Raw genomic sequence first — 25926 nt, 5'->3', positions numbered from 1 at the left:
TCATGATTAACTTATTCAGTGACCTTTTGATGTTAGTTGGGGTGGTCTTTTGGTTTTGGGGAACTTTTCCCCTAGTCGGCGATCGCTCAGTATTATTCAAACTACATGGTTTATCAGTCTCTGATACCTTGGGTTCCATGACCATAGTTTTCGGACTATTACTGAGAATTCCCAGCGAATGGCCCCTGCTGATTCTTGCCATTATTTCTTTGGCAATTTGGAATACTGTTTTAGGATATGTATTAGCTTACTGTTCCAGTAGTGAAGGTGACGATGAACGATAATACTATCTATCTAATCACGGCGTTAATGCCTCTAGCCACCGCCATGGTAGTTTTACAAGTTAACCCCTATCATGCCTTAGTAATTCGTGGTATATTGGGTGCTGTGGCTGCTTTGGTTTATGCGATCTTAGGGGCTGCAGATGTAGCCTTAACTGAAGCATTAGTGGGGACGATGCTGGCAATTACCCTGTATGGGGTGGCGGTGCGTTCTTCTTTGGTTATGCGTTTGGGTGTCCTGAAAGAGGAATTACAACAGCCGGAAAGCGATCGCCCTTTTGGTCAACTGGTCGATGAATTACGGGGAATTTTTCGCCAACATTATATGCGGGTTGAATTAGTACCTTATAAGGACTTAGAAGAGTTACATCATGCCTTAGTCACCAAGGAAATTCATGCCACTTGTATCCAGCCTTTACATTCAATATTTGCCAGTCCTTACCCGACCAAATCTCATCAACCAGAATCGCCAGAATCGCCAGAATCGGCAGAACCGGAACCTTTACCCTATTATACCACTACTAGGCTGAAACGGCTCTATGACATTATGCAAGCCGAACTGACATCATCCCGAACCATTTTAAACTATTTTAATTTAACAGAATCTGGGGAGAAACACTAATGAAATGGGTTTATGTCGCTGTGGGTGTGATACTTTATCTCAAGATGTTGCTGATTGCCAACCCGATCGATGAATGGTTGGGTCCTTCCATTGTGGAAGTAGTAGTGCAAGATAGTGGTGTACCTAATGCGGTTTCCGGCATCATTTTCAGAAATCGCCTCTATGATACCATCTTCGAGGTAGTGGTTTTTACCATCTCAATTATGGGCTGTAATTTTTTACTCGCCAATGAGAAACCCCTTAGTAAAGTGTATCGATTTACTGATCAGCCTTCCGTTGTTTTAGCGCGACTAGGCGCGACTATTGCGGCTTTGGTGAGTATTGAATTAGCCATTAGGGGTCATCTTAGCCCTGGGGGTGGTTTTGCTGCCGGAGTAGCAGGAGGGACGGCGATCGGTTTAATTGCGATCACTTCTCCACCGGAGTTAATGCAGGGAATTTATCAGCGTTGGCAGGCATCTATTTGGGAGAAAATTTCCGTCCTCATCTTTATTTTATTGGCGGTAATTACTCTGTTTGGTATAGAATTACCTCATGGTGAATTAGGGAGTTTAGTCAGTGGTGGGATTATGCCATTACTGAATATTTTAGTTGCCTTAAAGGTGGCTTTGGGGTCCTGGGCGGCGGTGTTAATTTTTATTCGCTATCGGGGCTTATTATAGGTTAATTTACCGTAAATTTCCCGATCGCAATACACTCACCAGCAGCCATAACCCCACCAGGGAAGCCGCCGCAAAGAGGATATTACTAATCAGAGACAACTGGGGAGTTTGCGCCCCAGTTGAAATCATCGCCGCCCCCATAATTAACGAACCGAGTACAATACTAAAAGACAGGCGGTTAGCCGCATCATTTAGGCTATTTTTCAGGCTAGTTAATTCTGGGATTCTAATATTCCATTTGAGAGTTTCGGAAGTAACCCGGTCTAAAAACAGTTCAATTTGACTAGGCGATCGCAATGATAAACTTTTGAGATCTAAAGCCGTCCTTAACAGAGTCTCTAGGGGGTTATCTCCTAACAATTGATTGCGGAATAACTCCGTCATCAATGGTTTAATCTCATTGAGTAAATTAACCTCCGGGTTAAAACTGCGGGTGACTCCCTCCAAATTCGCCAAAGTTTTAGCATATAATCCCATATTACTAGGGAGGCGAATTCTATTATTGCGAGAAATCTGCAAAATCTCATAGAATACCTGACTAAAATTAATTTCCGCCAGACTCAGATTATAATATCGTCTCAGCATACTATCATAATCATTAGTCAGGCGACCCAGTTGCACCGATTCCGATGATTCTGCTAATTCTAAGGTAAGTTGGGCGCAACGTCTAGCATCTATATCCACAACTGCTAGTAACATTTCGGTTAAAATTTGCTGAGTCCGAGGGTCTAGCCTTCCCACCATTCCACAATCTAAAATAGCTACCCGTCCATCATTAAGATAAAACAGATTTCCTGGGTGGGGGTCCGCATGAAAAAAGCCATCTAAATAGATTTGCTGAAAAAAGGCACGAAATAATAAACTGGTAATTTCTCCCCGGCGTGGATCATCCTCATTGGTCTGTTTCTTAGAAGGTTCTGACAACAATAAAGGTACACCATCTAACCATTCTAATACCAGTAAATTAGGAGTTGTAAATTCCCAGTAAACTTTGGGAATAATTAACTTTTCGGGGTCAAACCACCGAGTTTTTGAGAGATTTTGCCGCAATTTGTCTGTATATTCAGCTTCTGAGGTAAAGTCTAATTCAGCTTTTAAAGCGCTAGTAAATTCCTCAGCGATCGCCACAATATCATAATCTTCTCCCCACTCAGTAATCGCCACTAAATCCGCCAAAGATTTAATTAACTCAATATCCTGTTCAACAATAATAGCAATTCCTGGACGCTGTACTTTTAAGGCCACTTCTTCGCCACTTTTCAACGTAGCGCGATGGATTTGTCCAATGGATGCCGCCGCCACCGCCTCAGTTTCAATACGACTAAAAATCTGGTCTAAAGGTTGAGAAAACTGTTGTCTAAGTTGAGTTTCAATATCCCCCCAAGCCACAGCGGGAACATTAGCTTGTAAATCGGTTAAAGCATCAACATATCTTCCCGGTAGCAAATCAGGACGAGTTGATAAAAGTTGTCCTAACTTGACATAAACCGGACCCAATTCAATTAAAATATTCCGTAAAACATCAGGAGATGGTAGCCGAGGTTCTTCTGGTTTATCCCCCACTAACAAACCCCGCATATAGTCCCAGCCGTTGCTGAAAACAATTTCCAAAATTTCGCGTTTTCGGGAGCTTTTTTTAGTAATGGAGAACATAAATTTATCGGGGATAAAACGGACTTAGTAATTCCTGAAAATATCAATAAACGCGCTGGGAACTACAAAAAGCGATCGCACTCTATTTAACGGCGTAATGATAGTATCTACTGTATCCGAAATACTCGCCAGGGTCGATCGCCCCACAATCACCACATCATTATTTTGGAGAGGAGGATTATTCGGGGAATTACCTCCCTGAGTAAAATCTATTGGTAGGCGGCGCTGTTCCACAGTACCATCAGGGCGAAAGCGAATCAACTCCACCGAGGACTGATGGGCGCGAGAGGTAAACCCCCCGGCCGTCAGTATAGCTTCATTTAAGGGAGTATTAGGGGGAATTTGAACAACTCCAGACCTTTGCACTTCCCCCACCACATTAACACGAATATTGTTTGGGGAGAAACTAGCGTTAGCAATTGCCCCCATTTCCACGGGGTTAATCTCCGTAGCTGTGGGTACAAAAACCGTGTCCCCTTCCTGTAATATTGTATCCTGGGTAGCATCACCATTTTGGAGTAATTCCCAAAGATTAATAGTAATCACTTGGCGACTCCCACGACTATCAGAGCGCCTAATTTCCACCTGTCGAATATCAGCCTCTGGTTTAACCCCTCCCGCCACCTGAATAGCGCGGGTAACAGTGGGGATGCTACCACCACCCGCCGCCCCAGGGACTCCAGCATCTCCGGTGCGAGCAGTGCCAGTAACAGTATAAGGCCCCGGTCGAAATACTTGCCCAATCACAGCAATATTTAAAGGTTCACTTTGGTCAGCCGCAAAACTCGCCGCGCGGCGGTTAGATAATTGTTCCAGATTGGCCGTTTCTAAGGCAGGGATGAAGATACTATCACCATTTTGTAGAACTATATCCTGTTGCAGATTATCCCCGTCTAGGATAGGTTCTAGGTTTACTTCTAGTATTTGTTCTTGTCCCTGGTTGGTGAGGCGACGAATTTGCACCCGACTGATATCCGCCATTAGCCGAATTCCTCCAGCTTGCTTAATGGCTTGGCTAATGGTAGCGACTCCCCCTGGTCCTCCTTGACTGGGGATGGTATAGGGACCGGGGCGGCGCACTTCTCCAGATACGGCAATATCAATTAGGCTGGCTTCGTTGTTAGCAAAACTAGCCCTAGCAATTTGTCGCCCCATTTCTGGGTCAATTTCGGTGGTGGTGGGAATATAGATAACATCTCCATCCCTAAGCCGGATATCGGTGCTGAGACTACCTGTTTGCAGAAGTTCCATCAGATTTAGATTGATGATTTGCTCTGATGTTCCCAACTGGGGTCGTCGTAGTTGCACCTGTCGCAGGTCTGCGGCTTGGGTGATACCTCCGGCTAATTGTAGGGCGCGGGTAATGGTGGGAAATTGGGAACCTTCCCTAGCCATGGTATAGGAACCGGGGCGGTTGATTTCCCCTGAAATGCCTATTCTGAGGGGACGGGGAGTAATGAGGCTGATGGTTACTCTGGGGTTTCGTAATACTCTGGCGCTTTCATAGCGATCGCCTATAGCCCTAGCCGCCTCTTCTAAGGTCATGCCACTTACGGAAATACTACCAGCTTGGGGAAGGTTAACTGTACCGTCAACTAATACTTCTTGTTGACTGCTATATTGTTCGACGGGAAAAATAAATACTTGGATTACATCACCCGCACCCAAGGTATATGGGGCTTCTTGGGTTGGTGGCGCTGAAAGCTGGGAAAGGTGAGGAGGGGGGTTATTGGTGGGGTTTTCAGCCCAACTGGGGGAAGGTAAAGCGATCGCACCATAGACGAGTAGACCCAGACTGGTTAGGGAAATATATTGTTTGGCGGCATAATGGCATTTCATCATAAATACATAAGTAAGTAGCAGAGGGAGAGGGGTTGCCTAGTTAGGTATAGATTATATCCCCTAGTTTCCACCTCTCCCCCTACCAAAGGGCGATCGCAGTTATCTTTGACTACTCCCCGCGCTAAAGCGACGGGGATTCCCCGGAGGGATTTCAGAACTTCCGACAAGTCGGACTCCTAGGCGAAGTCAAATACGCCTCTATAGGTGGCCCGAAGGCTTCCTTTTACTTATTTTCATTCAATCACCTTTTGTCTCTCGCCAATGAAACGTCTTTGCTGCCGACATTTCTGCATGATGCAAGTCTGCCCTCACGGGATGTTAAGCCCCTTTCATTTGGGTCATAGAGAAGGCGATACCATTCTATCATAGTCATTGCGGCTAAAGCCGCCGAGTCGTTTTTCCGCCCCGCTTTCAAAAGACGGAGCTACCAAACTCCCGAATTTTTGCCGTGTGTAGGTCAATTGATGAGTTGACCTACTACGTGAGTTGTTTATGGGTTTTTTTGAGTCTCTTCCACTGTTGTTTGATTTTTTTATAAGACTCTAATGTGGACATTTTCCCGTTGGTTTGCAAAGCGGCAATATAACTAACCTGTTGAGCAAATTCTTGCAGGTTGGCGTTAAATAGCATATTTTCGGGTTGGTCTGATCCTCGATAAGGATAACGGGGGGTCAAAAAGTCGTTTAGTTCCATGATAGCCACCAGTTCAATCAAAATGTGTGATCAAGTTGGGAAATTGTTAGGGACGGCAACAGATATGCAGCCTGAAAACAGAAGATACATTCTCAGGGATGAACTTGTCAAAATCAACCCTGTTGTTTACCGTCCCTACTCCAACCTAACATTAATTTCTGGGAATGCCTGTAGCATGGGTAGCAATTCAGCTATGATCTACAGGTTATTTCTGGGGCTGTTGGGGTACTAACAGGACACCTTGACTATCTTTGAGTTCAAATTTCTTCAAGGAAGCTAGGTTATCATCTAATTGGACTCCGGGAGAGGCGATCGCCACTTTCCACTCGGATAAGTCTAATTCTAGCCAATCTCCCACGGTTACCGTCATTGGTTCCCCTCCCATATTGGCCACCATCACCACTTGGTCTTCTTCCCGGTAAGGGTTTCCTCGGACTCCATAAAACACGGTCTGAGTCTGATCACCGATTTTGTGAAACTGATCTGTTCCCATCAAATTCTGACGCAACCAAATGCGATCGTGTCGGAAGCGACGCAACTGCAAATTAAAATTAGTTTGCACAGCATTTAGATCCTCACCATAGTGAGAGACATTACAGATTTCGTAGCAGTCCTCCATAAATTTGAGGGCAAATTCTTTGAGTTTCGGAATATCGAGATCCTTGAGAAACTCCACCATTTCCGGGTGATTAATCTTTTGCAAATATTCAAGTTTACACTCTTGTGCAGAATCGCCAAAACAAGCCTGACAAGCCTCTACCACAGCGGGTAGACTATAATCAGCATCAATCATCGCCTGTTGTAAAGCCTTCCCAAACTGCTTGAGTTCTTCTAAGTCCTCAAATCCCAAACTTTTTAAACGAGAAAACACAAAATCTTGCTGATACAATTCCGGGGTGATTTGCCAATCCAAAAAGCCCATTTCTTCGGCAACAACTTTCACGCCATAGCGTTCATCAGTATTGCGGAAAAACATCCAGGGGGCTCTGGTGGTAGCATTAATAAAATCCATGGGTAAACCCGGACTAAAGCCATATACCCACAATGTCACCGCCGGATTATCATAACCATTATGCAAAACCTCCGACCAAGTTTTACCCAAATTCCAATTAATTTCTTGGTCTAACTCAACCTGATTACCCCGTCGGACGGTATCATGATTAGCGCAACCCGTAATCCAATTTTCTCCCTGATAAATCACCTCACAAACTCGTTTCCATTTTCTATCCCAAAAACCCTTTAAGGTGGGCGTATTATGAGCAAAAATCAACGGCCCCCATTGGAAGGAGTCTGGGCGCAGTTCAATCAGATCTCGATAGGTAGAAATTTCCTCCCATCCTTCCTCTGGCCAGGGTCTGCCATCTTCAAAAATAGTAAACAGTAACCGTTGATAGCCGCCAATATCTTGGACGACATCACTCATGGCTAACAAATAAGCATCATCCTGTTCCACGAAGCCAGTTAAGGGATTAAAAAAGCGGAAATCTTGACCGCCATCAATGCGAATCCCATCAACTCCGGTATTCATTTTACGGCGCTGCATTTCTAGCAAAATTGCCCGCACCGTTGGCAGTTGGTGGTTTAAATCCTGACCATACATATTCTGCCCTTTTAGGAACTGACGATTCAGGAGTAATTCTGATTGGTTATCAGCATGACCATAAACAATGTCATAAATCACCTGAATGGGTCCGGTAGAGAAATTATGCAATGTGGCAATAAAATCCACTACCTCATCAGGGCGACGACTGCCTAGAATTGCGGGATTTGTGGTAGAAGAACCTAAAATTGGCACATCATAGCCCCAATCCTGGGTATCGGGTTTGCTAAGATTAATCTCGATAATGTCTTCATCTTCTGACATGAAGGCGAAAAACTCACTTTCGGGACTATATTCATCCCTAAACTCGATGGGGGGTTCTGTCGGTAGCAGTTGGACAGCACCATAACCGATATAGTTTTCCTCGAGGGGGGTCAGAGGAATATTTTTGGCTAATTTATCGGAAATGCGACTATAAAGGCTGGTTAATCCCTCAAAGGTTCCAGCAGCGGTGGCGGTTCCTACATGAAGTTGCAGAATGTTTTTGGGAGCCCGAACCCTGGGAATTAATCTGGGGTTGGGTAGGGGGGAGAGATCATCATCATGTAGATCAATGGTGGGGTGGCGGGAGGTTCCCCGACGGCTCAAATATTCTAGGTCGGCGCGTTGGGCTTGTAGGGTTTCGATGTCGTAAAGTTCGGCGGGTCCGAATACTCCATAGGGAAGGGAGTAGGCTAGGGGGTCACGGATGGCTTGCAGTTTTTCGGCTTGGTCAATGTAGCGCAGCCAATAGAATGATCCGACTTGCTCTCGGCTTCCGGGTTCCATTCCGGCCACAACCCCCCAGTGATATTCTCCCTGTTGTTTGAGGTTGAGTCGGGTACGGTGGAAACGGACTACTTGCTGATCTGCCCGCAGGTCTATTTCATCTATGGGGGTGAGTACCTCTAGGAAAATCTCTAGCCTCCGCATGACTTGGGAGGTTAATTTGGGGGTCCAAAATCCGATTTGTGTGAGTCCGTCTCCTAGCCAGTGCGCTCCTAATTTTTGGGCGAGAATTTGCGCTTTTTCAAAATAGGAGGCTTTGGAATGCTCGACGGTCGCTGCCCAATTTAGCAGATTTTCGGTTTCTTCGTCTACCAGTTTGATGGTGGGTTCTGTTGTGGTTACCAAAACTAACTTTCTACTTGACTCGACAATTTAACTCTAGTCTAACCCAGGGGTTTCCGACTCTAGCGTTAGTTTTAAATTTGCGATCGCTTCCCCCATTTGTGAATCAACCCTAGGATAGATGTTAACTATGGTTAAGTTTTGTTAACCTGCGAAGGCTAGGCTCCAGTAATAGAGTTAAAGTGTAATAGGTCAATGGCTCAATTGACCATTAGGTGCGGTATCGCTCAAATGTGGTTGATGTTTGATGGCGATCGCATAATTATAGCCTACCTACTGTATGGCGTTGATGGGAAGTTAACACTAACATACTTAACCATCAATTTGTTGTTGTCAATATAGTTTTCATGAATAAATCTATATATCCCTGTTCATCAAGCAAGTCAACTCGTAAATTGACCCACAGACGCGCTGTATTTTAGCGTGGGAGTTGACCGCAAATGAACATGGCGCGAGACTCCTGAAAATTCAGGCGATCGCATAACTGTAAACCTCAAAATTGTTTCACGGAAAACACAAAAATTATGAAATCTTCACTGGTAATTCTGTACCATCGCGAACCCTACGATGAGGTAATCGAAAATGGAAAAATTCACTACCGAGCCAAAAAAAGCCCTAATGGTATCGTACCGACCCTAAAAAGTTTCTTTGCTAACGTTAATAAAGGCACTTGGGTAGCTTGGAAACAAGTAACGGCGAAGCAAAAAGCGGACTTTCAAGAAAGAGTAGAAGTAGAAGATGAAGGCAACTATACTGTGCGCCGCATAGCCTTAAACGCGGACCAGGTTAAACATTTTTACCACATCACCTCTAAAGAGGCATTCTGGCCAGTTCTACACTCGTTCCCCTACCATTTCACCTCGGAAACAGCAGACTGGGAAAACTTTACCACGATTAATCGTTTATTTGCAGAAGCAGCCTGCGAAGAGGCGGCAGATGATGCCTTAATTTGGATTCATGACTATAACCTATGGTTGGCGGCGCGCTACATTCGGGAAATGAAACCGGATGCACGGATTGCGTTCTTTCATCATACGCCATTTCCGTCGGTGGATGTGTTTAATATCCTACCTTGGCGACAGGAAATTGTGGAGAGTCTTTTATGCTGCGATTTAGTCGGTTTCCATATTCCTCGCTACTCGGAGAATTTTGTAAATGTCGCCCGCAGTTTGTGCGAGATAAAAGTGGTTAAACGGGAACCTGTAGCCCCTCATCTTACCAAAGTAGGAACGGCTTTAGCAGAACCAGAAATGGTCAGCCAACTTGAGTATAAGGGTCAAATAGTGAATATTGACGCTTTCCCGGTGGGTACAAATCCGGGTTTCATAGAATCGGTTTTAGAGAAGCCAGAGGGTCAGTCACGATTGACGGCAATTAGTAAAGAATTAGGCGATCGCAAATTGATTTTGGCTGCGGGTCGGGTGGATTATGTCAAGGGAAATCGGCAGATGTTAGAAGCCTATGAGCGACTGTTAGAACGTCGCCAAGATTTACATGGAAAAGTTCAGTTTCTGATGACTTGTGTATCGGCGGCTGATGGGATGCGGGTTTATAAAACGGCTCAACATCAAATCGAGCAATTAGTAGGGAAAATTAACGGCAGATTTGCGCGCCTAGATTGGATGCCGACTTTGTTATTTACCCAGCCTATACCGCTGTCGGATTTGTTTTCCTATTACCGATTAGCTGATGTCTGCTGGACTACTCCCTTGCGGGATGGTTTGAACCTGGTAGCTAAAGAATATGTGGTCGCCAGAGAAGATCGCGGCGGTGTCTTGGTGCTGTCGGAATTTGTGGGGGCGGCGGTGGAACTTCCCCAGGCGGTTTTGACTAATCCCTATTCGACTCAGCGCATGGATGAGGCGATCGAATATGCTTTGGCTATGGACCCCCAAGAACAAAAACAGCGGATGGCTGAAATGCATAAAACTGTAGTTAAATATGATGTCAAGTATTGGGCGGATCATGTGTTTGAACGTTTCGAGTCTATGACACATCAAAAAGCTGCTGTTAAACAGGCGGTGGCTGTTTAAAAAACTCGCCATTCGGTTAATTGGTGATACCATGCGGAAAGGACATCAATTAGCCGAATTTCTGATGTTAAAGTAGCCAAGAAAACTCAACTCTAATCATCATGGGAGACTATCAAAAAATTCAGGCGGAAACCTACGATTTAATTGTGATTGGCGGTGGTATAAATGGAGCCGGAGTAGCTCGTGATGCGGCGCTGAGGGGCTTAAAAACTATTTTAATTGAAAAAGGGGATTTTGCGGGGGCGACCTCAAGCTGGTCTACTAGGCTGGTTCATGGAGGATTACGTTATCTGGAATATTTCGAGTTTCCCCTAGTGCGTGAGTCCCTGCGAGAGCGAGAAATTTTACTGCGGACAGCGCCCCATTTAGTTAAACCACTGTTATTAACTGTACCAGTTTATGGGGGGCGATCGCGTCCTTATTGGAAAATTTGGGCGGGAATGCTGCTTTATGATGTGTTCAGCTATGACAAGAGTTTACCGACTCATAGAATGCTACCTAACACCCAATTTCAGCAATTATTCCGGTCCTTAGATAAGGAAAATCTGAAAGGCGGCGCTCAGTATTATGATGCTCAAGTAGAATATGCTGAGAGGTTGTGTCTGGAAAATATTATCGCGGCTAAACAAGCGGGCGCAACCATTCTTAATTATGTGGAAGTGACGGGACTTGACCGGGAAGGAAAACGCATTAATAAACTGAATTGTCGGGATGTTTTCAGTGGGGAAACTTTTACGGTTAAGGGTAGTCCGAAGGCGGTAGTTATCAATACTTCTGGCCCTTGGGTCGATCGCGTTTGTAAATTGGGGCGACAGAAAGACGAAGCCGCGCCCATTGGCACAACTCGCAAAATCGGTGGCACTAAAGGCAGCCATATTATTGTAGATCCCTTCCCTGGTGCGCCGGAAACTTCCCTATATGTAGAGGCAAAATCCGACGGACGACCGTTTTTTATTGTGCCTTGGTTGGGAATGTATCTCATTGGCACTACGGATATTTATTTTAATGAGAATCTGGAAGCCATTAAGGCAGATAATGATGAAATTGATTATCTGTTGCGGGAAACTAATGGCATTCTTCCTACCGCTGAACTTTCGCGTCAAGACGTGAAGTTTACCTATTCTGGGGTCCGCCCCCTTCCCTATGTGGAACCTAGCCAAAAAACGGCTGCTATCACCCGGAAACACATTGTTTATGACCATGATAAAGATGGGGTGGAAAATCTGCTATCTTTGATTGGTGGAAAACTAACCACCTATCGCCAGGTGGCGGAAGAGTTGGTTGAGGCGAGTTATCAGAAAATGGGGCGACCTGCGCCACGGTGTGAGACGGACACGCCACTACCTGGGGCAATTTTCCCTAATGATACTCGCATCGGACAAGCCCTTTATGATTATCGCCCCCAACTACCTCTCAAAACTATTCATCATCTGTTTTCGATTTATGGGGCGCGGGCGCTGGAGGTGTTGCAGCTAACTGATGAACATGAAGAGTTGAGGGAAAAAATTACCCCGGCTTTACCTGATATTAAAGCCCAACTGGTCTACGGAGTGCGATCGGAAATGGCAAAAACTTTGGTGGATATTACCCGGCGACGAACTACTCTAGCGATGCACGCGCGCTATGGGTTAGATTTATTACCGACTATCACTGAGACTCTGCAAAAATATGCGGGCTGGACTCAAGAAAAATGCGATCGCGAACTGGTAGCCTACCATGACTATATGCGGTTAAACTGCATTCCCGATTATGAATTGGAGGCTGGGGAAAAGGCTGTATCACCTCAAATGGTTTAACCATTGGTGATGCTGAGGGCTAGTCCCTGTGAAAATGTACCCTTGTTTAGATAGAATAACGAAGATTTTATGGAATTTCCAGATAAGGAACAGGCAACCCTGACAGTTTTGGGGGCGGGGGCTTGGGGTAGTGCGCTGGCTGAGTTGGCGGGTCATAATGGCCATAAAATTAATCTCTGGTCTCGCCGTTTAGGTAATACTTTGGAGGAAGCGGTAGAAGGCGCTGATTTAATCGTTTCTGCTATTTCTATGAAAGGGGTGGCGGCGACGGCGGGAAAACTCCAGGAAATTGGTATCCCCGATCATGTTCCTATTGTCACTGCGACTAAAGGCTTGGACGCGGAAAGTACCCGGACTCCTTCTCAAATTTGGCACGAGGATTTCCCAGATCATCCCATTGTGGTACTATCTGGACCTAATCTGTCGGCGGAAATTGAACGACATCTTCCGGCTGCGACGGTGGTAGCAAGTGCTGATATGGCGGCGGCGGAGTTCGCCCAAAAGCTATTTGCTTCCAGTTTGCTGCGGGTTTATACCAGTAATGACCCCATGGGGACGGAGTTGGGGGGGACTTTGAAAAATGTAATTGCGATCGCCTCTGGGGTTTGTGATGGTTTAGAATTGGGCATTAATGCCAAATCTGCCCTCCTGACCCGGGCGCTAACGGAAATGATCCGCATTGGGACCCATTTGGGGGGACAGACAGAGACGTTTTTTGGTCTGTCCGGTTTGGGGGATATGTTAGCCACCTGTAATAGTGCTTTAAGTCGTAATTATCGGGTGGGTTATGGTTTGGCTAAGGGTAAAACCTTGGAGGTGATTTTACAGGAGTTGGGTAGTACCGCCGAAGGGGTAAATACCACTAATGTACTGATTGCTATTGCTAACCGCGAAAAAATTCCGGTTCCCATTTCTGAAGAGGTCTATCGCTTATTGAACAATGAAATCAACCCCCAAGAAGCGGTTGAAGCCTTGATGGAAAGGGATTTAAAACCGGAGTTTCACGAACAAGAGTTTTAATTGTGTTTAATCACTGGTTGGGGTTTGCTGTTGGGGAATTTTGATGATGAATTCGGTTCCGGTTTCGGGGTCGGATTTAACTTCGATGGTTCCCCTATGGCTTTCGGTGATAATTTTATGGCTGAGACTTAATCCCATACCTGTACCTATTTGGGGGGGTTTGGTGGTGAATAGGGGTTCAAAAATGCGATCGCATACTGATTCGGGAATGCCGTCACCATTATCATAAATCCTGATTGTTACCCAACCCTCCCCTGATTTATCCGAAGTTTCCGCCTCCGTCGTAATCTGAATTTGGGGCTGAAACTCATTATCTTCTTCTCGGTTAGTATCCAAACTGTCGATCGCATTATTTAACAAGTTCATAAACACCTGATTAAGTTGCCCTGGGTAGCATTGCACCTGGGGCAATTTCCCGTAGTTTTGAACCATCTGAATCCCGCGACCTTTTTTACCTTTAATACGTCCTTGTAAAATCAGGAGAATATCTGCCAGACCTTGATGAATGTCAACGGTTTTTAATTCCCCATCATCCTGCTTATAAAAATTACGCAGAGACTCCACCAAATGGCGGATTCTGTCGGTTCCCAGTTTGATTGATTCTAGCAGTTTCGGAAAATCTTCTAGCAGAAATTCTAAATCAATATCCTCGATTCTTTCCTCAATGTCTGCCGCAGGTTCGGGATAAGTTTCACCATACAACTCTACCAATTCCATTAAATCTTGAGCGTAACCAGTCGCATGGTTAATATTACCAGTCACAAAGGAAACCGGGTTATTAATTTCGTGGGCAATACCGGACACCATTTGCCCCAAATTCAGCATCTTTTCGCTGTATAAGAGTTGTTGATAAGCCTGTTTTAAATGTTTATTTTGGGCAGAAATTTTTAAACCACATCGCACCCGCGCTAAAAGTCCATCAATTTCAATGGGTTTGCTCATCCATTCATCCACTCGGTATTGAGCAGTTAAGTCCGCCATTGAACTAGAATCCTCTAGTTGTTCCTGGGCGGTCAAGATGATGAAAAAGGTAGGGGCTAATGTGGGATGGGAACGCAGTTTCTGACATACTTCTAAGCCATTTAACTCCGGTAACATCCAATCACAAATAATTAACTCTGGGGACAGACTTTCGGCTAACTCTAGGGCGGTTTTACCATCTTCTGCGATCGCCACTTTATACCCTTGTTCTTCTAGGGTATTCTGTAGAATCATTTGGGTGGCGATGTCATCATCAACAATTAGAATAGTTGCCATGGGTTGATATTGATTAATTGAGTAGTTACTGTGATGTTAGTTAGTCTATTTTGCCATGTTTTGTGATCAGCTATAAAATTTTTGTTCAATAAAACTATCCACCCGGCTAAGATTTTCCGCGAGGGAGTCAATTAGACTCATACATCCCTCGATAGTTTGGTGGCGGGCTTTTTGTTCGATATCGGCGGCGATCGCAGTTAAAATCGCTACTCCCACATTACCACTAGAACCTTTGATGCGGTGAGCTACCATAGCCATAACTTGAAAGTCTGATGCGCTGGTAGCTTGGCGCAGTTTCGCTAGATCTTGGTGAGCATTTTCCATAAATACAGCCAATAGCTTTTTCTGAAATTCAACCTTACCCCTAGAAATTGTCTGGAGGCGGTCTAAATCGACCAGCCGGCTGGGTTTATCCTGGTTTTGGTTATTTTGTATGGTTTTGGGGGTCTGGCTGGTTGTAGGGGCATTTGTGCCGGGCATTTGTTGCCGACGGGCGGCCCAAGTTTGCAGTTTAAATGCTAACTCCTCCTGGGTTATGGGTTTGCTGATATAATCATCCATACCTGCTGATAGGCATTTTTGGCGATCGCTAGGCATGGCGTGGGCGGTGAGGGCGATGACAGTGGTATGGCGATCGTTTCCTTCCCGTTTCCGTAGTTCCTCAGTTGTGGCATAACCATCTAATTTAGGCATCTGACAATCCATAAACACTAGGTCATAATGGCGATCGTTTAATAATTCCAGCACCTGTTCTCCATTTTCCGCCAAATCAGCTTCAATACCTAATAAACTCAACTGATTTAACAATACCTGTTGATTAATAGGATGATCCTCAGCCAGTAAAACTTTTAAATCCAAACCCGCAGGGGAGAGGGTGCTAGAATTATCCCCCAAGCTATCACGACCCGAATGAAACTCGGCTAAATTCACCGTAATTTCATTAGCCATAGCTGTGAGTAAAGCATCAAATAATCGAGAAGCGCGCACAGGTTTAATTAAATAACTTTTAGCCAAGCCATCATCTAATAAATCTTCCACCGAACTTAGGCGGCGCATAGAAGTCATTAGCACTAACTTAGTCGCACTCATGAGGGGTTCATTTTGGATAACTGCCGCTAAATTTTGCTTTCCATAAATTAACAGATTTTGGTCAAAAATTGCCAAATTAAAGGGTTGGTTATTATGGGCGGCATCACGCAACTTTGACAAAGCCATTTCTGGGTCGGAGGCTTCCTGAAGTTCCATCCCCCAAGATTGAATCAGATAGCGGACAGACTGGCGCACACTCGCATTAGCATCGACCACCAAAATTTTTAACTTAGTTAAGGTATCTGGTAAATTGGGAAATGATGCAGTTTTGGATATAGAAAAAGGCAGAGTAAACCAAAAAGTGCTACCTTGATCAACCACACTTTCCAAGCCAATTTCTCCCCCCATAACCTCTAAAAGTTGCTTACAAATTACTAAGCCTAACCCGGTTCCTCCAAATTTACGGGTGGTGGAAGCATCTACCTGAGAAAAAGCCTCAAATACCCGTTCTTGAGCCTCAGCCGGAATACCAATGCCAGTATCTTGCACTTCATAACGTAATGTCAAAGGAGCATTAATATCATAGTTAGGAGGGCGGCTAACTCGCAGGGTTACTTCTCCAGCGGGGGTAAATTTAATGCCATTACTCATCAAATTTAAAAGTACCTGTCGCAGTCTACCGGGGTCGCCGCGCAGATAACGGGGAACATTGCGATCGACAATAGCGGCTAATTCAATGCCCTTATTTTCAGCTTGGGCTGCCAATAAATCAATGATATTTTCTAGGCATTCTTCCAGGTCAAAATCTAGTTCTTCTAGTTCAATCTCTTGGGCTTCTAATTTGGAGAAATCGAGAATATCATTAATGATAGACAAGAGATGATCGGCACTGGTGCGAATCGCCTGGACAAAATCTTTTTGTTTAGTATCTAGTTCAGTTTTCAGCAATAATCCAGTCATCCCCAAAACCCCATTCATAGGGGTTCTAATTTCATGGCTCATATTAGCGAGAAATTGGGATTTTAGCCGAGAGTTTTCCAAGGCTGCTTCTCGTGCTTTCACCAATTCATCAATGGGATAAGTGGCAATAACCACCCCGCCTATTTCCTGATTTAAGGTATACCAAGGATGAATCGCCCAGCGAAAATATCCCTGGGAACCATCGGGATAAGTCATCACATCTTCCGAGCAGGAAATAACCTCGCCAGCAATAGCTTTACGGTACAGTTCTCGACAGGTTTCTGAGATATGGGGGAAAATTTCATAGTGGCTACGACCAACTAAGGATTCTTGGGGAAGATGATACTCTTGTAGCCAGCGATCGCTATAAGCTATATAGCGCATAGAACAATCTAAAATGGCTACAGCCACGGGAGCATTAGTAATAATTTGCTGGAGTTGTTCTCGCTCTTTTTGGAGGGTGCTAGTTTTCAGTTTTCGGGATGTTATATCACGTTGTACAAAGACAAAATGGCTGACTTTTCCCGTGTCATCAGTGACCGGAGAAATACTAAGATCCGCCCAATATTTCGAGCCATTCTGACGGTAGTTAATCAATTCCACTTGTATCGACTCACTCTGGCTGAGGGCGACTTCAACTCGCTTTAATTGTTGCTCGTCTGTGTCTATTCCTTGCAGAATATTGGGATTTTTACCAATGATACCTTCGGGCTGATATCCGGTCAGATTAGTAAAGGCTTTATTAATATAAACTATCTGGGAATCCGTCGTGTTTTCGGGGTTAGATTGAGCGATCGCGATCGCATCAGTGGTGTGGCTGACGGCTGATTCTAGTAACCTAAGCCTCTGTTCTTGGTGTTTGCCTTCCGTGATATCACTACCAATATTACACACGGCTAAAATATGTCTATTTTGATTAAAAATCGGAAAATTTACGGATATAAATTGGCGAATTTTACCATGATAATTGACTATATTTTGGTGAGTTTGCTGCACTCTACCACTGTCGAAAACTTTTTGATCCGATTCTTGTAGTTTTTGGGCGATAGTTGTTGGCAATAAATCATAGTTGGTTTTACCAAGAATCTCCTGGGCTGGTCGATTTAAGAAAATTTCGCACTGACGATTAACCATAATATAACGGTTTTGACTATCTTTGGCACAGATCAGCGCCGGACAGTTATCAAGAATAGCTTGCAGCAAATGTTTCTCTTGTGTAGCATTCGTGGCTATCACTTGCTGCTGTTGAATTTGTAGTTTTAATTGTTTAATGGTTTCCTGAAGTTCAGCGGTCTGATCTTGAATGGTCAACAGAAGATCTGATTGGCTATTTTTGACAGGTGCTTGTGTGTGTTGCCGTGGGTAGCGGGTGGTTTCTGGCCAAGAATTAGGGTTGAGGAGTAGACCATTTGAGTTTTGGAGTTGGGGGGTTGACTCACCCAGCCCCAGACCGGGGATTAATTTAAGTAGTCCCTGGATAATTGATAGGGAAATAATGAAAGCGATCGCCCCTACTGTTAAAATCAGGTTAGGTGTAGGATTTAACCAAGTCTCTCCCTGTAACAGAATAAAGCTACCAGTACAGAGGACAAACAACGCACATAGAAAGATTAATCGGCGCAGGGGAAGATCCCGCCAGCTCCAGATGATGTAGAATAACAGCAGGGCGAGAATGTAGTCAGCGATCGCCAATAGAAAAGATACCCTCTGTGGTAACACCATTGGCTCTATAAATCCTAGGTGGGCGATTAAAGCTAGATCTGGGGCTGATAGTTGACTGACCATTGCCATTACTGTTAAAACCATTAATACTGAAATTTGTATAAGACTAAGCTGACAGAAAAATTGCCTCTATCTCAAGGATGAATTATTGTTACTATTGACACATCTACCTGTAGGGATACCTTAATAATCCCTAAAATCGTCAGTCGATTTCAGGAATTATATAGCTATTGCTTGTAGATGCACAGGAGCTATCCTATAGAAAATATAAACTTTAATCATTGGGGTAGGAAGGTGTACTTATGGCACGACTTTCGCCAAAATCCTTTGATATTCTGCTGACCGAGATCAATCGGCGGGTTAAAGAAAATCCCATTGACAGAATTGGGGCTGATCTTGTAGTATCCCGGTTGAACAAAAGGCGATCGCCATCGGGAGATTTCCTGACGCGATCGGAAATTGAGGAATTACTTACAGATCAGTTTCCTGATTTTAACCCCAAAGTAATTGATCAAGCCGCCCGGGCTAACCGTCCGCCTGGTGCGCTGAAAAAGATATTTTGGGGAGGAGCAGTCCTAGGGGGACTAGGCGGGGTCGTTTGGTTAGTTAATTTACCACTACCAATGATCCGCCAACCTGTGGCTAGAACTGCGCCCTTGCTGTTGCTTCCCAGTTATATTAGCATGGATTATAACTACCGACAGGCGATCGCTTTAGTAGAACAGGCTGATCAATTGGTGAATCGAGCCACAGCCATCACAGACTTTGAACTAGGAAGCGAGAAAGCCCTACAGGCTCAACATCACTTGGATAAGTTACCTGTATGGTTTTTAGGATATTACCCAAAGGCTTATTGCAATTTGTTGGGTTGCACCTGGCGCTTTACTTTTGATGAGTATCAAAATGCCCGGAAACTGGTGGGTCGCATGGAAGCGCAGATTTTCCAGGAACAGAATGCTTATCAAGCCTTACAGGAAGCTCAACAGGCTTTACAGGTAGCTACAGCACAGTATAATCAAGCACAGTCGGCGGCGGATAAAGAGACAGCCATTATAGTTTGGCAACAGGCTATTGATCAACTCCGACCAATCCCCCAAGCCACCTTGTCTGGAAAGAATGCACGACAGCAGTTAACCACTGCGGAACGGGATTTTCAGCAGCAGGTGGGGTTTGTCGCTGGTCGTTTACAGGGTAATACTTTAATTGAGGCGGCGCAAATTTTTGCTAGTAAGGCTGCTAATGAAGCTCAAAATCCACCCCATAGTCAATTACATTGGCAGCAGGTAATCGAGCATTGGGATGAGGCGATTAAACGCTTACAACAGATTAATCAAGACAATCCTAGTTATTTAGAAGCTCAAACAAAACTAGCTCAATATCGGTCAAATCGTCGGCAAATTGAACAAAGATTACAGGATGAAAGAGATTCTGTAGCCGCCATGGATAGAGCCAGACAATTAATTGTTGAATGGCGACAGTTGACTGCTTCTTCTAATCCCAGTTTTGCATCTTTAAACAATAAGATATCCGAGGTTATTTATACATTAGAGTTAGTGCGACCTGGAACTACTGTTAATGCTGAGGCTCAAGAACTGTTACAAAAAGCACGACATACCCGCAGTCAATTGTAAATTAAGTTATGAATGATGGTCATTTTTGAGACTTTGGCATAAATTTGAAGAGGCCATGGTGACGCGATCGCGTCCGTTGGTTTTAGAATAGTATAATGCCATGTCTGCCGCTGTAATTAAACTAGACTGACAATCAGCGTGTATGGGACAACCTGCTATCCCCATAGACATAGTGAGTCCCCGCATAAAAATATAGGAATATTGATGGTATAGATTTTTGATACCTTTCCTAAGAAATTCAGCAATTTTATGAGCCTCCTCAATAGTGGTGGAGGGTAAAATAATGAGAAACTCCTCTCCCCCATATCTACAAGTAGTATCCGATAGGCGAGTATGATTTTGTTAAAAATCGGCTGACGGCTTTCAGGACGACATCTCCAGCTTGATGTCCCCAGCGATCGTTAAATCCTTTAAAATCATCAATATCGCCTATAATAAGACTTAGGGGTTCTTGCTGTTCTTTAGGGCGTTCTAAATGTCGGACTAGGGACTGTTCCATATAGCGACGATTAAATAATCCGGTCAAAGAGTCACGAATACTCAAGTCATGGGAAAATTTTTAAATCAAATCACCATGAGCCGTGGTTGTCTATAACATAATTTCTAGGTCAGTATTAGTTTGAGATAACCTTTCTAATAAAGATTGTAGCTTTTTTTCAGAAGTTCTCAATTGCTGCTCAGTCACTTGATGCTGGTTGATTTCCTCCTGAAGTTGATGATGAGAATGATACAATTCCTGTTCCACCAAATCAGCATGAAGCATCGTGGTTTCTAGTAAAATTTCCAGGTCTATTTTTTCTGGTTTCAGTCTCTCAATTTCCTCCGGCAATTTATGATTTTGTAAAACCAAATCACTCTCACTATTAGATTCTGATGGCATCCCCATACGGACCCCCTAAATTAATTCTAATTAGGCACAAATACTAGGGTTAAAATTAAATAAATGCAGTCGGATAGCTGTCGTCAATTTTCGACAAATTTTGATGATCTATATTGCTGGCTGGGGACTACCTAGCAGTTCATCAATCATTGAATACCTAGATAATAATACCTAGATAAAGCTCTGGAGTAACTGGGATAATTTAACTGAGTATAGGTCTGGGAGATGAACAAGTTTTTCAGTGATATTTAACCCAGTTTTAGGCGGTGAGGGATATATGATTGTTGAGTTAAATCATAGCATTTAGTTAAATTTAGGCATCAATTTCCCATTCTAGGCTAGGCATTAATCGCTGCAAATTTTTGAGGGATGTTCCTAGCCAAGGTATTTTACTAGAAGCTAACAACACCAAGTTCATATTTTTTTTCTGCCTCACTTTAATCACAAATTTAGACAGCATATTAATTCCCGAACTGTTGAGAAATTGCAACTCTCTAAGGTTGAGGGTAATTGGGGAAGGTTCGATATCTAATACATCATTAAGTAATTTAACCACTGCATTCGACTCTTTTATGCCATTGAGTCTGAGAGACCCTTTCCGGGCAATAGTAGAGATTTGGCTATCGTAACCAATGCTATATATAATCTTGAGTTTGATATGATTGAATTACCATGTTTAATTCCTGTATTCAAGTTTTTAACAAATGATATTTAACAACTTGAGATGGTGATTATATGGTGAGTTGAACCATTGTAGTAACAATAGTCTGGGAGGGATCTGGTTCTAGGGTTTCAAACTTCCAGCCTAGTTTAGCCATATAGTCATTAACCATTGTTAAATATCCTCAGCCGGATTCGGTATCATTTTCTACATTTTTTTCTACCTGATGAATATACATCTATTGAGGTTCAGAAATCAGCAACTCTTCAATGTAGTCTTGAAAAGAACTAACCGCGTCTTTCTGGATACTATTAGCCACCAAAAATGAGAGATGATCGTGCTGCCAAAATAGCTGTATTTTATTTAATCTGATATGTTGATGATTTATCGCTAAATTTAATAGCATTTTTCCATAAATCATGAGCCACGAAATTGACAGCAATTTTGACTTTCATTTGGCGACTAACTGAGTCTTGATCTGGTTCCATGTTTGGAAAAAATGTAGTGACATAATCAGCCATAAAGTTGTCATATAGACCATAATTTATCCACCTTTGTTTCAACGGAAGTGGGGGACAACCCAATCACCAAAAACTCATTGCTGGTACTTGGTGCTTCCAAAAATTCTCCAAAAATTCGTTTCATGTTATGTTGAATAACTCAAGGTTTAATAACTTTTGGTAGGTGTACCGCTTGACTTTAAATAGTTGAGGTAATTTCCAGGGATAAAGTTTCCCAAAAATTGAGAGACATTTCTTAGGGGTCAGAGCATAGGATGTTGTTATTAATGGATTTCAAGTTAAGGATACCATATTTTTGATAATTTGCCTAGAGTTGGATAGTGAGCGAGGGGTGGGAGGGGTAAATCTAGGATCACATCTGATCAACAACCCGTTTCCAGTAAATTTGAGCCACAGCATCACCAGGATTTTCAGCTAAACAGATCTGCAACAATTGAGCAGCTTGCTTATATTGATGTAGATAATAGAGGGTTAATGCTGACTCAAACTGAGTTTTAGTTTTCAACTTAGCGTCGCGACTTTCTGGGGGGTCAGCATCAAATATTTCCCAGACAGAGACCATTTCAGATTTCCCCTTGACGGCGACTTTATCAATAATTCTAAAAGCGTAACTATTAGGATTTTCAAGAGACAGGAATGTGTGTTGGCTAATCAAAAGTGGCACGGCATATTTGGGAGTTAACTCTTCCAAGCGAGCGGCGAGATTAACGGCATCACTAATGACAGTGGTATCAATTTTATCTTTACCTCCAACAATACCTAACATCATAGTTCCAGTATTAATACCAATGCCAATTTTCAGAGGTGGTCTTCCTGGTCGTTGGCGGGTAGAATAATAGAGGCTTAATAATTTGAGCATAGCGATTCCCGCCTGGACAGCATCATCAGCACTGCGGCCAAACCATGCCATGATTGCATCTCCAATATATTTATCTATAAATCCGCAATTTTCAATAATTGCCGGTTCCATGCGGCATAAATAGGCATTAATAAACTTAAAATTATCAGCCAAGCTCATCTTTTCAGAAAGATTGGTAAACTGGCGAATATCTGAAAACAAAATGGACATTTGTTTTTCGACGGCATCTCCTGATTTAACTTCGACAATACTTTCATAACCGAGGCAGGATAAAAACTGATTAGGAACAAACCTGCCAGCGGCATCGGTGAGTTCTTCTTGTTCATTAAGGGCTAGTTATAAATCACAGTTAACTATCAACATTTCTTCGATAAAACTTTGTCGTTATGCTTCAGCTTTTTGGCGTTCATTGATATCTTGAAAAGTAGTGATCGCAAAGGTAATATTTCCGTGGGCATCATGAATAGGTCTAGCCCTAGCTTCCACAGGGATGATCCGATCAGGTTGATGCACTTCAATATCATCAACTACGACACTTTCCCCTCGCCAAGCTCGCTCTAGGGGTAAATTATCATCGGGATATAGTTGGTCAGTTCCGGCAATATAACTAGGATAAATGACAGAATTTTGATTAGTGAAATCATCTAGGACTGTCCCTGGTCAAAAGAGGATGTGGGCGGCCTGGTTAGTATAGTAAAGTTGCCCAAGATGATCGACAACGACAACGGCCAAAGGCATAGCTTCGAGAAACTGACGCAGAAGTTTATTACTAACCTTTAACTCCTGAGCCAAATCTATATTTTCATTTTTGAGGCGATCGTTAAGTAAGGTAATTTCCTGATTAGCAATACTAATTTGGGCTTGGTGATATTCAACGGCTTGTTTTTCGATCTGTAACTGTTCAAGACTCTGATTCAATTCAACTTCAGTCTGTTGAAGTAGGGTAACTTTTTCCTGTAGACCGGCATAGAGTCGTCGCAGTTGTCCAGTCATGGGATTAAAAGCCATAGCTAGGGTTCCCACCTGATCATCGGTCATTACGGGAGCCACAGGGGTGAGGTCGCCGTCTGCGACTTTGGTAGCAACAGTAGCGATCGCCAATATAGGGCGAGAAATTTGGCTCGCCAATAGATAAACGCCGACAGTGAGTAAGCCGGTAAAAGTTAAACCGACCCCCAAAGTAGTCCAAGCCAACTGACGAGCGGGATCTAGGGCTTCCGACCGTGGCATTTCCACTAATAGGACAAGTTCTTGGTGTTCTAAGCAGCGAAACACACCAAGTACAGGAACGCCAGCATAGTTTAAATAACTGCCGCGCCCATTTTCCCGTTGCAACCCGCGATCAATGCCTTCGCTGTGACCCCCTCTAGGAAGGTCTTGTCGGCCAAACTCTTCCCCAGATACAAATACGCGCAAGTTATTGATCAAATAGGTTTCCCCTTGTTCTCCTAGCCCAGTAGAATCGAAGATAATCGGAGATCCATCTGCTCTAGGCTAAGGTGAGCGGCGAGAACACCTATGGGGTTTCACCTTGATTATCCCGTAGGGGGGTAGAGACAGTCATAGTGGGTCGTTCAAAAACTAGGGTTTTAATTGAAGCCCTAGCCTGACTAAATGCGATCGCCCCGACGCTGAAAACTGTCACCACTGATCAAAGTAAAAAGTAGACATGGATTGTATGTAACCAATACATTCTGACACGATTTGATACCGGATTGATTGGGAATTCTAAATTCTTTGGTGGAGGGAATTATGTTGAGGCGATCGCACTGGGGGGATTTAGGGTAAAATATGTTACCAAAATTTGAGTGAGTTAATTTCGACTATGACCAGGCCAGCTATTTATATTGCGATTACTAATCACGGATTTGGTCATGCTGTTCGTGCTGCTTCTGTAGCTGCTCAAATCCAGAAATTTTGTCCTGATGTTTTATTATTCTTAGTAACTCAGGCTCCCCGCTGGTTATTGGAGTCTTATATTTCGGGTGATTTTGTGGTGCGATCGCGGGCTTTTGATGTGGGGGTAGTTCAGTCGGATAGTATCACTATGGATAAATTGGCGACTCGTTCCAAGTTAGAGGATATTAAGCAGCGGCAGAGGTCTATTGTAGCCAGAGAAGTTGATTTTATTCGTCAAAATCGGATTAATTTAGTGCTGTCGGATATTCCACCTTTGGCTGCGCCTATAGCTCGGTCGGCTGGGGTTCCTGGTTGGATGATGAGTAATTTTGGGTGGGATTTTATTTATCGTGATTGGGGGGAGCAATTCCAGGAAATAGCGGATTGGATTGGGGAGTGTTTTGGGCAATGCGATCGCTTATTTAGGCTGCCTCTTCATGAGCAGATGACGGCATTTCCTGTCATTGAAGATATGGGTTTAACTGGTGGTGATCCTCGCTATAATTTATCCAAAATTAGGTCAGACTTTCAGATTAAATCCCCTGTAGAAAAAACTATTATGCTGACTTTTGGAGGCTTAGGACTAGACGCAATTCCCTATAATAATTTAGGGCTGTTTCCTGATTATCAGTTCATTACTTTTGATAGTAATTCCCCGGATATGGATAATTTAATTAAGCCTAGAGATATGGTGAAATCTAGCCCTTCATTAGCGGAATATTCCCGCCTGCGTCCGGTAGATTTGATGCCTTTGTGTGGGCGAGTTATTTCTAAACCAGGCTATAGTACATTTTCGGAAGCATTGCGGTTGGATATTCCCCTAGTGTCTTTGGTGCGGTCTGGTTTTGCTGAGTCTCCGATATTAATTGAGGGGTTAGAAAATTATGGTTTCCACCAAATTCTGACGGCTGCGGAGTTTTTGACGGGAAATTGGGAATTTCTACGCGAACCCCTGAACCCCCCTCGCTTATCGGAAACTTTAGATAAAAATGGAAGTAAAGCGATCGCTGAAGCTGTGGTAGAATTATATTAGACGGTTGTAGATTAGGCTGTCAGTAACAGAAAAACGGAGCTTGCCCTTGGCCTTCCGGGTCAGGAGGGTAGGGGCAGCTTGTGCCAAATCAGGCTTGAGGAGATATAGAAGTAAAGCGATCGCTGAAGCTGTGGTAGAATTATATTAGACGGTTGTAGATTA

General features: G+C 43.7%; 24 protein-coding genes and 1 pseudogene. 9 read left to right on the top strand and 16 right to left on the bottom strand.

The genetic code is table 11. The annotated features are described in order from the left end of the window. The first annotated feature begins 2 nt into the window (after window positions 1-2). Genes P5683_RS02470 through P5683_RS02460 form a run of 3 tightly spaced genes read left to right on the top strand, consistent with a single transcriptional unit; the run spans window position 3 to window position 1565 of the window. Window positions 3-284, top strand: coding sequence for a monovalent cation/H(+) antiporter subunit G (locus P5683_RS02470; protein WP_006669178.1), 282 nt, complete (start codon window positions 3-5; stop codon window positions 282-284). Beyond that, entirely contained in the window at window positions 274-903 is a 630-nt protein-coding gene (locus tag P5683_RS02465; protein ID WP_006625696.1) for a DUF4040 domain-containing protein, read from the top strand. Before P5683_RS02470 ends, P5683_RS02465 begins: the two co-directional genes overlap by 11 nt. After that, window positions 903-1565 (top strand): Na(+)/H(+) antiporter subunit B, encoded by a 663-nt coding sequence (locus P5683_RS02460; protein ID WP_006625697.1) that lies wholly within the window; start codon window positions 903-905, stop codon window positions 1563-1565. Before P5683_RS02465 ends, P5683_RS02460 begins: the two co-directional genes overlap by 1 nt. A 6-nt stretch (window positions 1566-1571) precedes the next feature. On the opposite strand, the gene P5683_RS02455 is transcribed toward P5683_RS02460, so the two are convergent. The 5 genes from P5683_RS02455 to gghA form a co-directional block, all read right to left on the bottom strand. After that, the gene (locus tag P5683_RS02455) at window positions 1572-3218 is read right to left on the bottom strand and encodes an AarF/ABC1/UbiB kinase family protein (RefSeq protein ID WP_006625698.1); all 1647 of its coding nucleotides are present in this window, start codon (window positions 3216-3218) and stop codon (window positions 1572-1574) included. A gap of 24 nt (window positions 3219-3242) precedes the next feature. Further along, window positions 3243-5060, bottom strand: a complete 1818-nt coding sequence (locus P5683_RS02450) for a polysaccharide biosynthesis/export family protein (RefSeq protein ID WP_006625699.1) — start codon at window positions 5058-5060, stop codon at window positions 3243-3245. Further along, window positions 5057-5227: a hypothetical protein gene (locus P5683_RS02445; RefSeq protein WP_315639505.1), complete on the bottom strand. Its 171-nt coding sequence runs from the start codon at window positions 5225-5227 to the stop codon at window positions 5057-5059. Before P5683_RS02445 ends, P5683_RS02450 begins: the two co-directional genes overlap by 4 nt. A gap of 310 nt (window positions 5228-5537) precedes the next feature. Next, on the bottom strand, window positions 5538-5753 hold the full coding sequence (locus P5683_RS02440; RefSeq protein WP_006669175.1) for a hypothetical protein: 216 nt from the start codon (window positions 5751-5753) through the stop codon (window positions 5538-5540). A gap of 205 nt (window positions 5754-5958) precedes the next feature. Further along, window positions 5959-8466: a glucosylglycerol hydrolase gene (gene gghA, locus P5683_RS02435; protein ID WP_006619699.1), complete on the bottom strand. Its 2508-nt coding sequence runs from the start codon at window positions 8464-8466 to the stop codon at window positions 5959-5961. Window positions 8467-8658: 192 nt separating this feature from the next. On the opposite strand from gghA, the gene P5683_RS02430 reads away from it, so the two are divergent. From P5683_RS02430 to P5683_RS02415, 4 genes are all read left to right on the top strand, one after another. Beyond that, window positions 8659-8805 carry a hypothetical protein gene (locus P5683_RS02430; RefSeq protein ID WP_008050757.1) on the top strand — a complete coding sequence of 49 codons (147 nt, stop codon included), beginning with the start codon at window positions 8659-8661 and terminating at the stop codon, window positions 8803-8805. Between the two features lie 182 nt (window positions 8806-8987). Continuing rightward, complete coding sequence (gene ggpS, locus P5683_RS02425; RefSeq protein WP_006625703.1) at window positions 8988-10496, top strand: glucosylglycerol-phosphate synthase; 1509 nt, start codon at window positions 8988-8990, stop codon at window positions 10494-10496. A 101-nt stretch (window positions 10497-10597) separates the two neighbouring features. Continuing rightward, entirely contained in the window at window positions 10598-12292 is a 1695-nt protein-coding gene (gene glpD / locus P5683_RS02420; RefSeq protein WP_006625704.1) for a glycerol-3-phosphate dehydrogenase, read from the top strand. 69 nt (window positions 12293-12361) lie between these two features. Beyond that, the gene (locus P5683_RS02415) at window positions 12362-13312 is read left to right on the top strand and encodes an NAD(P)H-dependent glycerol-3-phosphate dehydrogenase (protein WP_006625705.1); all 951 of its coding nucleotides are present in this window, start codon (window positions 12362-12364) and stop codon (window positions 13310-13312) included. A gap of 6 nt (window positions 13313-13318) precedes the next feature. Here the strand turns inward: P5683_RS02415 and P5683_RS02410 are convergent, their stop codons facing one another. Both P5683_RS02410 and P5683_RS02405 read right to left on the bottom strand, forming a co-directional pair. Continuing rightward, the gene (locus P5683_RS02410) at window positions 13319-14569 is read right to left on the bottom strand and encodes an ATP-binding protein (protein WP_046319748.1); all 1251 of its coding nucleotides are present in this window, start codon (window positions 14567-14569) and stop codon (window positions 13319-13321) included. Between the two features lie 66 nt (window positions 14570-14635). After that, window positions 14636-18364 (bottom strand): PAS domain-containing protein, encoded by a 3729-nt coding sequence (locus tag P5683_RS02405; RefSeq protein ID WP_046319750.1) that lies wholly within the window; start codon window positions 18362-18364, stop codon window positions 14636-14638. A 218-nt stretch (window positions 18365-18582) separates the two neighbouring features. On the opposite strand from P5683_RS02405, the gene P5683_RS02400 reads away from it, so the two are divergent. After that, a complete protein-coding gene (locus P5683_RS02400) occupies window positions 18583-19911 on the top strand; it encodes a hypothetical protein (RefSeq protein WP_006625708.1) in 1329 nt (442 codons plus the stop codon). A 6-nt stretch (window positions 19912-19917) separates the two neighbouring features. Here P5683_RS02400 and P5683_RS02395 read toward each other — a convergent pair whose 3' ends face one another. The 9 genes and pseudogenes from P5683_RS02395 to P5683_RS02355 all read right to left on the bottom strand — a co-directional run bounded on the left by P5683_RS02395 (window position 19918) and on the right by P5683_RS02355 (window position 24477). Further along, window positions 19918-20193: a diguanylate cyclase domain-containing protein gene (locus tag P5683_RS02395; RefSeq protein ID WP_260379065.1), complete on the bottom strand. Its 276-nt coding sequence runs from the start codon at window positions 20191-20193 to the stop codon at window positions 19918-19920. Window positions 20194-20218: 25 nt separating this feature from the next. Continuing rightward, a complete protein-coding gene (locus P5683_RS02390; protein WP_273249494.1) occupies window positions 20219-20455 on the bottom strand; it encodes a diguanylate cyclase in 237 nt (78 codons plus the stop codon). A 45-nt stretch (window positions 20456-20500) separates the two neighbouring features. Beyond that, the gene (locus P5683_RS02385; RefSeq protein ID WP_006669170.1) at window positions 20501-20791 is read right to left on the bottom strand and encodes a hypothetical protein; all 291 of its coding nucleotides are present in this window, start codon (window positions 20789-20791) and stop codon (window positions 20501-20503) included. Window positions 20792-21104: 313 nt separating this feature from the next. Next, window positions 21105-21465, bottom strand: a pseudogene (locus P5683_RS02380) (hypothetical protein). 225 nt (window positions 21466-21690) lie between these two features. After that, complete coding sequence (locus tag P5683_RS02375; RefSeq protein ID WP_315669409.1) at window positions 21691-21894, bottom strand: hypothetical protein; 204 nt, start codon at window positions 21892-21894, stop codon at window positions 21691-21693. Window positions 21895-22325: 431 nt separating this feature from the next. Next, window positions 22326-23042: an adenylate/guanylate cyclase domain-containing protein gene (locus P5683_RS02370; protein WP_006625716.1), complete on the bottom strand. Its 717-nt coding sequence runs from the start codon at window positions 23040-23042 to the stop codon at window positions 22326-22328. A 174-nt stretch (window positions 23043-23216) separates the two neighbouring features. After that, window positions 23217-23435 carry a PAS domain-containing protein gene (locus P5683_RS02365; RefSeq protein ID WP_273249788.1) on the bottom strand — a complete coding sequence of 73 codons (219 nt, stop codon included), beginning with the start codon at window positions 23433-23435 and terminating at the stop codon, window positions 23217-23219. A gap of 57 nt (window positions 23436-23492) precedes the next feature. Continuing rightward, window positions 23493-24260: a HAMP domain-containing protein gene (locus tag P5683_RS02360; RefSeq protein ID WP_006619711.1), complete on the bottom strand. Its 768-nt coding sequence runs from the start codon at window positions 24258-24260 to the stop codon at window positions 23493-23495. Between the two features lie 88 nt (window positions 24261-24348). Beyond that, window positions 24349-24477, bottom strand: a complete 129-nt coding sequence (locus P5683_RS02355; protein ID WP_257720193.1) for a hypothetical protein — start codon at window positions 24475-24477, stop codon at window positions 24349-24351. Window positions 24478-24657: 180 nt separating this feature from the next. Here P5683_RS02355 and P5683_RS02350 point away from each other — a divergent pair, with 180 nt between their 5' ends. Then, entirely contained in the window at window positions 24658-25764 is a 1107-nt protein-coding gene (locus P5683_RS02350) for a hypothetical protein (RefSeq protein ID WP_006619712.1), read from the top strand. Window positions 25765-25926: the final 162 nt, after the last annotated feature.

This window comes from Limnospira sp. PMC 1279.21, assembly GCF_032349615.1.
GTDB lineage: Bacteria > Cyanobacteriota > Cyanobacteriia > Cyanobacteriales > Microcoleaceae > Limnospira > Limnospira fusiformis.
This window is presented reverse-complemented; position numbering and strand designations above follow the sequence as displayed.

Coding starts and splice junctions, on each gene's coding strand:
- P5683_RS02465 (WP_006625696.1), top strand. CDS start 274: ATGAACGATAATACTATCTATCTAATCACGGCGTTAATGCCTCTAGCC.
- glpD (WP_006625704.1), top strand. CDS start 10,598: ATGGGAGACTATCAAAAAATTCAGGCGGAAACCTACGATTTAATTGTG.
- P5683_RS02410 (WP_046319748.1), bottom strand. CDS start 14,569: ATGGCAACTATTCTAATTGTTGATGATGACATCGCCACCCAAATGATT.
- P5683_RS02370 (WP_006625716.1), bottom strand. CDS start 23,042: ATGTCCATTTTGTTTTCAGATATTCGCCAGTTTACCAATCTTTCTGAA.
- P5683_RS02470 (WP_006669178.1), top strand. CDS start 3: ATGATTAACTTATTCAGTGACCTTTTGATGTTAGTTGGGGTGGTCTTT.
- P5683_RS02450 (WP_006625699.1), bottom strand. CDS start 5,060: ATGATGAAATGCCATTATGCCGCCAAACAATATATTTCCCTAACCAGT.
- P5683_RS02440 (WP_006669175.1), bottom strand. CDS start 5,753: ATGGAACTAAACGACTTTTTGACCCCCCGTTATCCTTATCGAGGATCA.
- P5683_RS02460 (WP_006625697.1), top strand. CDS start 903: ATGAAATGGGTTTATGTCGCTGTGGGTGTGATACTTTATCTCAAGATG.
- P5683_RS02455 (WP_006625698.1), bottom strand. CDS start 3,218: ATGTTCTCCATTACTAAAAAAAGCTCCCGAAAACGCGAAATTTTGGAA.
- ggpS (WP_006625703.1), top strand. CDS start 8,988: ATGAAATCTTCACTGGTAATTCTGTACCATCGCGAACCCTACGATGAG.
- P5683_RS02415 (WP_006625705.1), top strand. CDS start 12,362: ATGGAATTTCCAGATAAGGAACAGGCAACCCTGACAGTTTTGGGGGCG.
- P5683_RS02385 (WP_006669170.1), bottom strand. CDS start 20,791: ATGCCATCAGAATCTAATAGTGAGAGTGATTTGGTTTTACAAAATCAT.
- P5683_RS02350 (WP_006619712.1), top strand. CDS start 24,658: ATGACCAGGCCAGCTATTTATATTGCGATTACTAATCACGGATTTGGT.
- P5683_RS02400 (WP_006625708.1), top strand. CDS start 18,583: ATGGCACGACTTTCGCCAAAATCCTTTGATATTCTGCTGACCGAGATC.
- P5683_RS02405 (WP_046319750.1), bottom strand. CDS start 18,364: ATGGTTTTAACAGTAATGGCAATGGTCAGTCAACTATCAGCCCCAGAT.
- P5683_RS02430 (WP_008050757.1), top strand. CDS start 8,659: ATGGCTCAATTGACCATTAGGTGCGGTATCGCTCAAATGTGGTTGATG.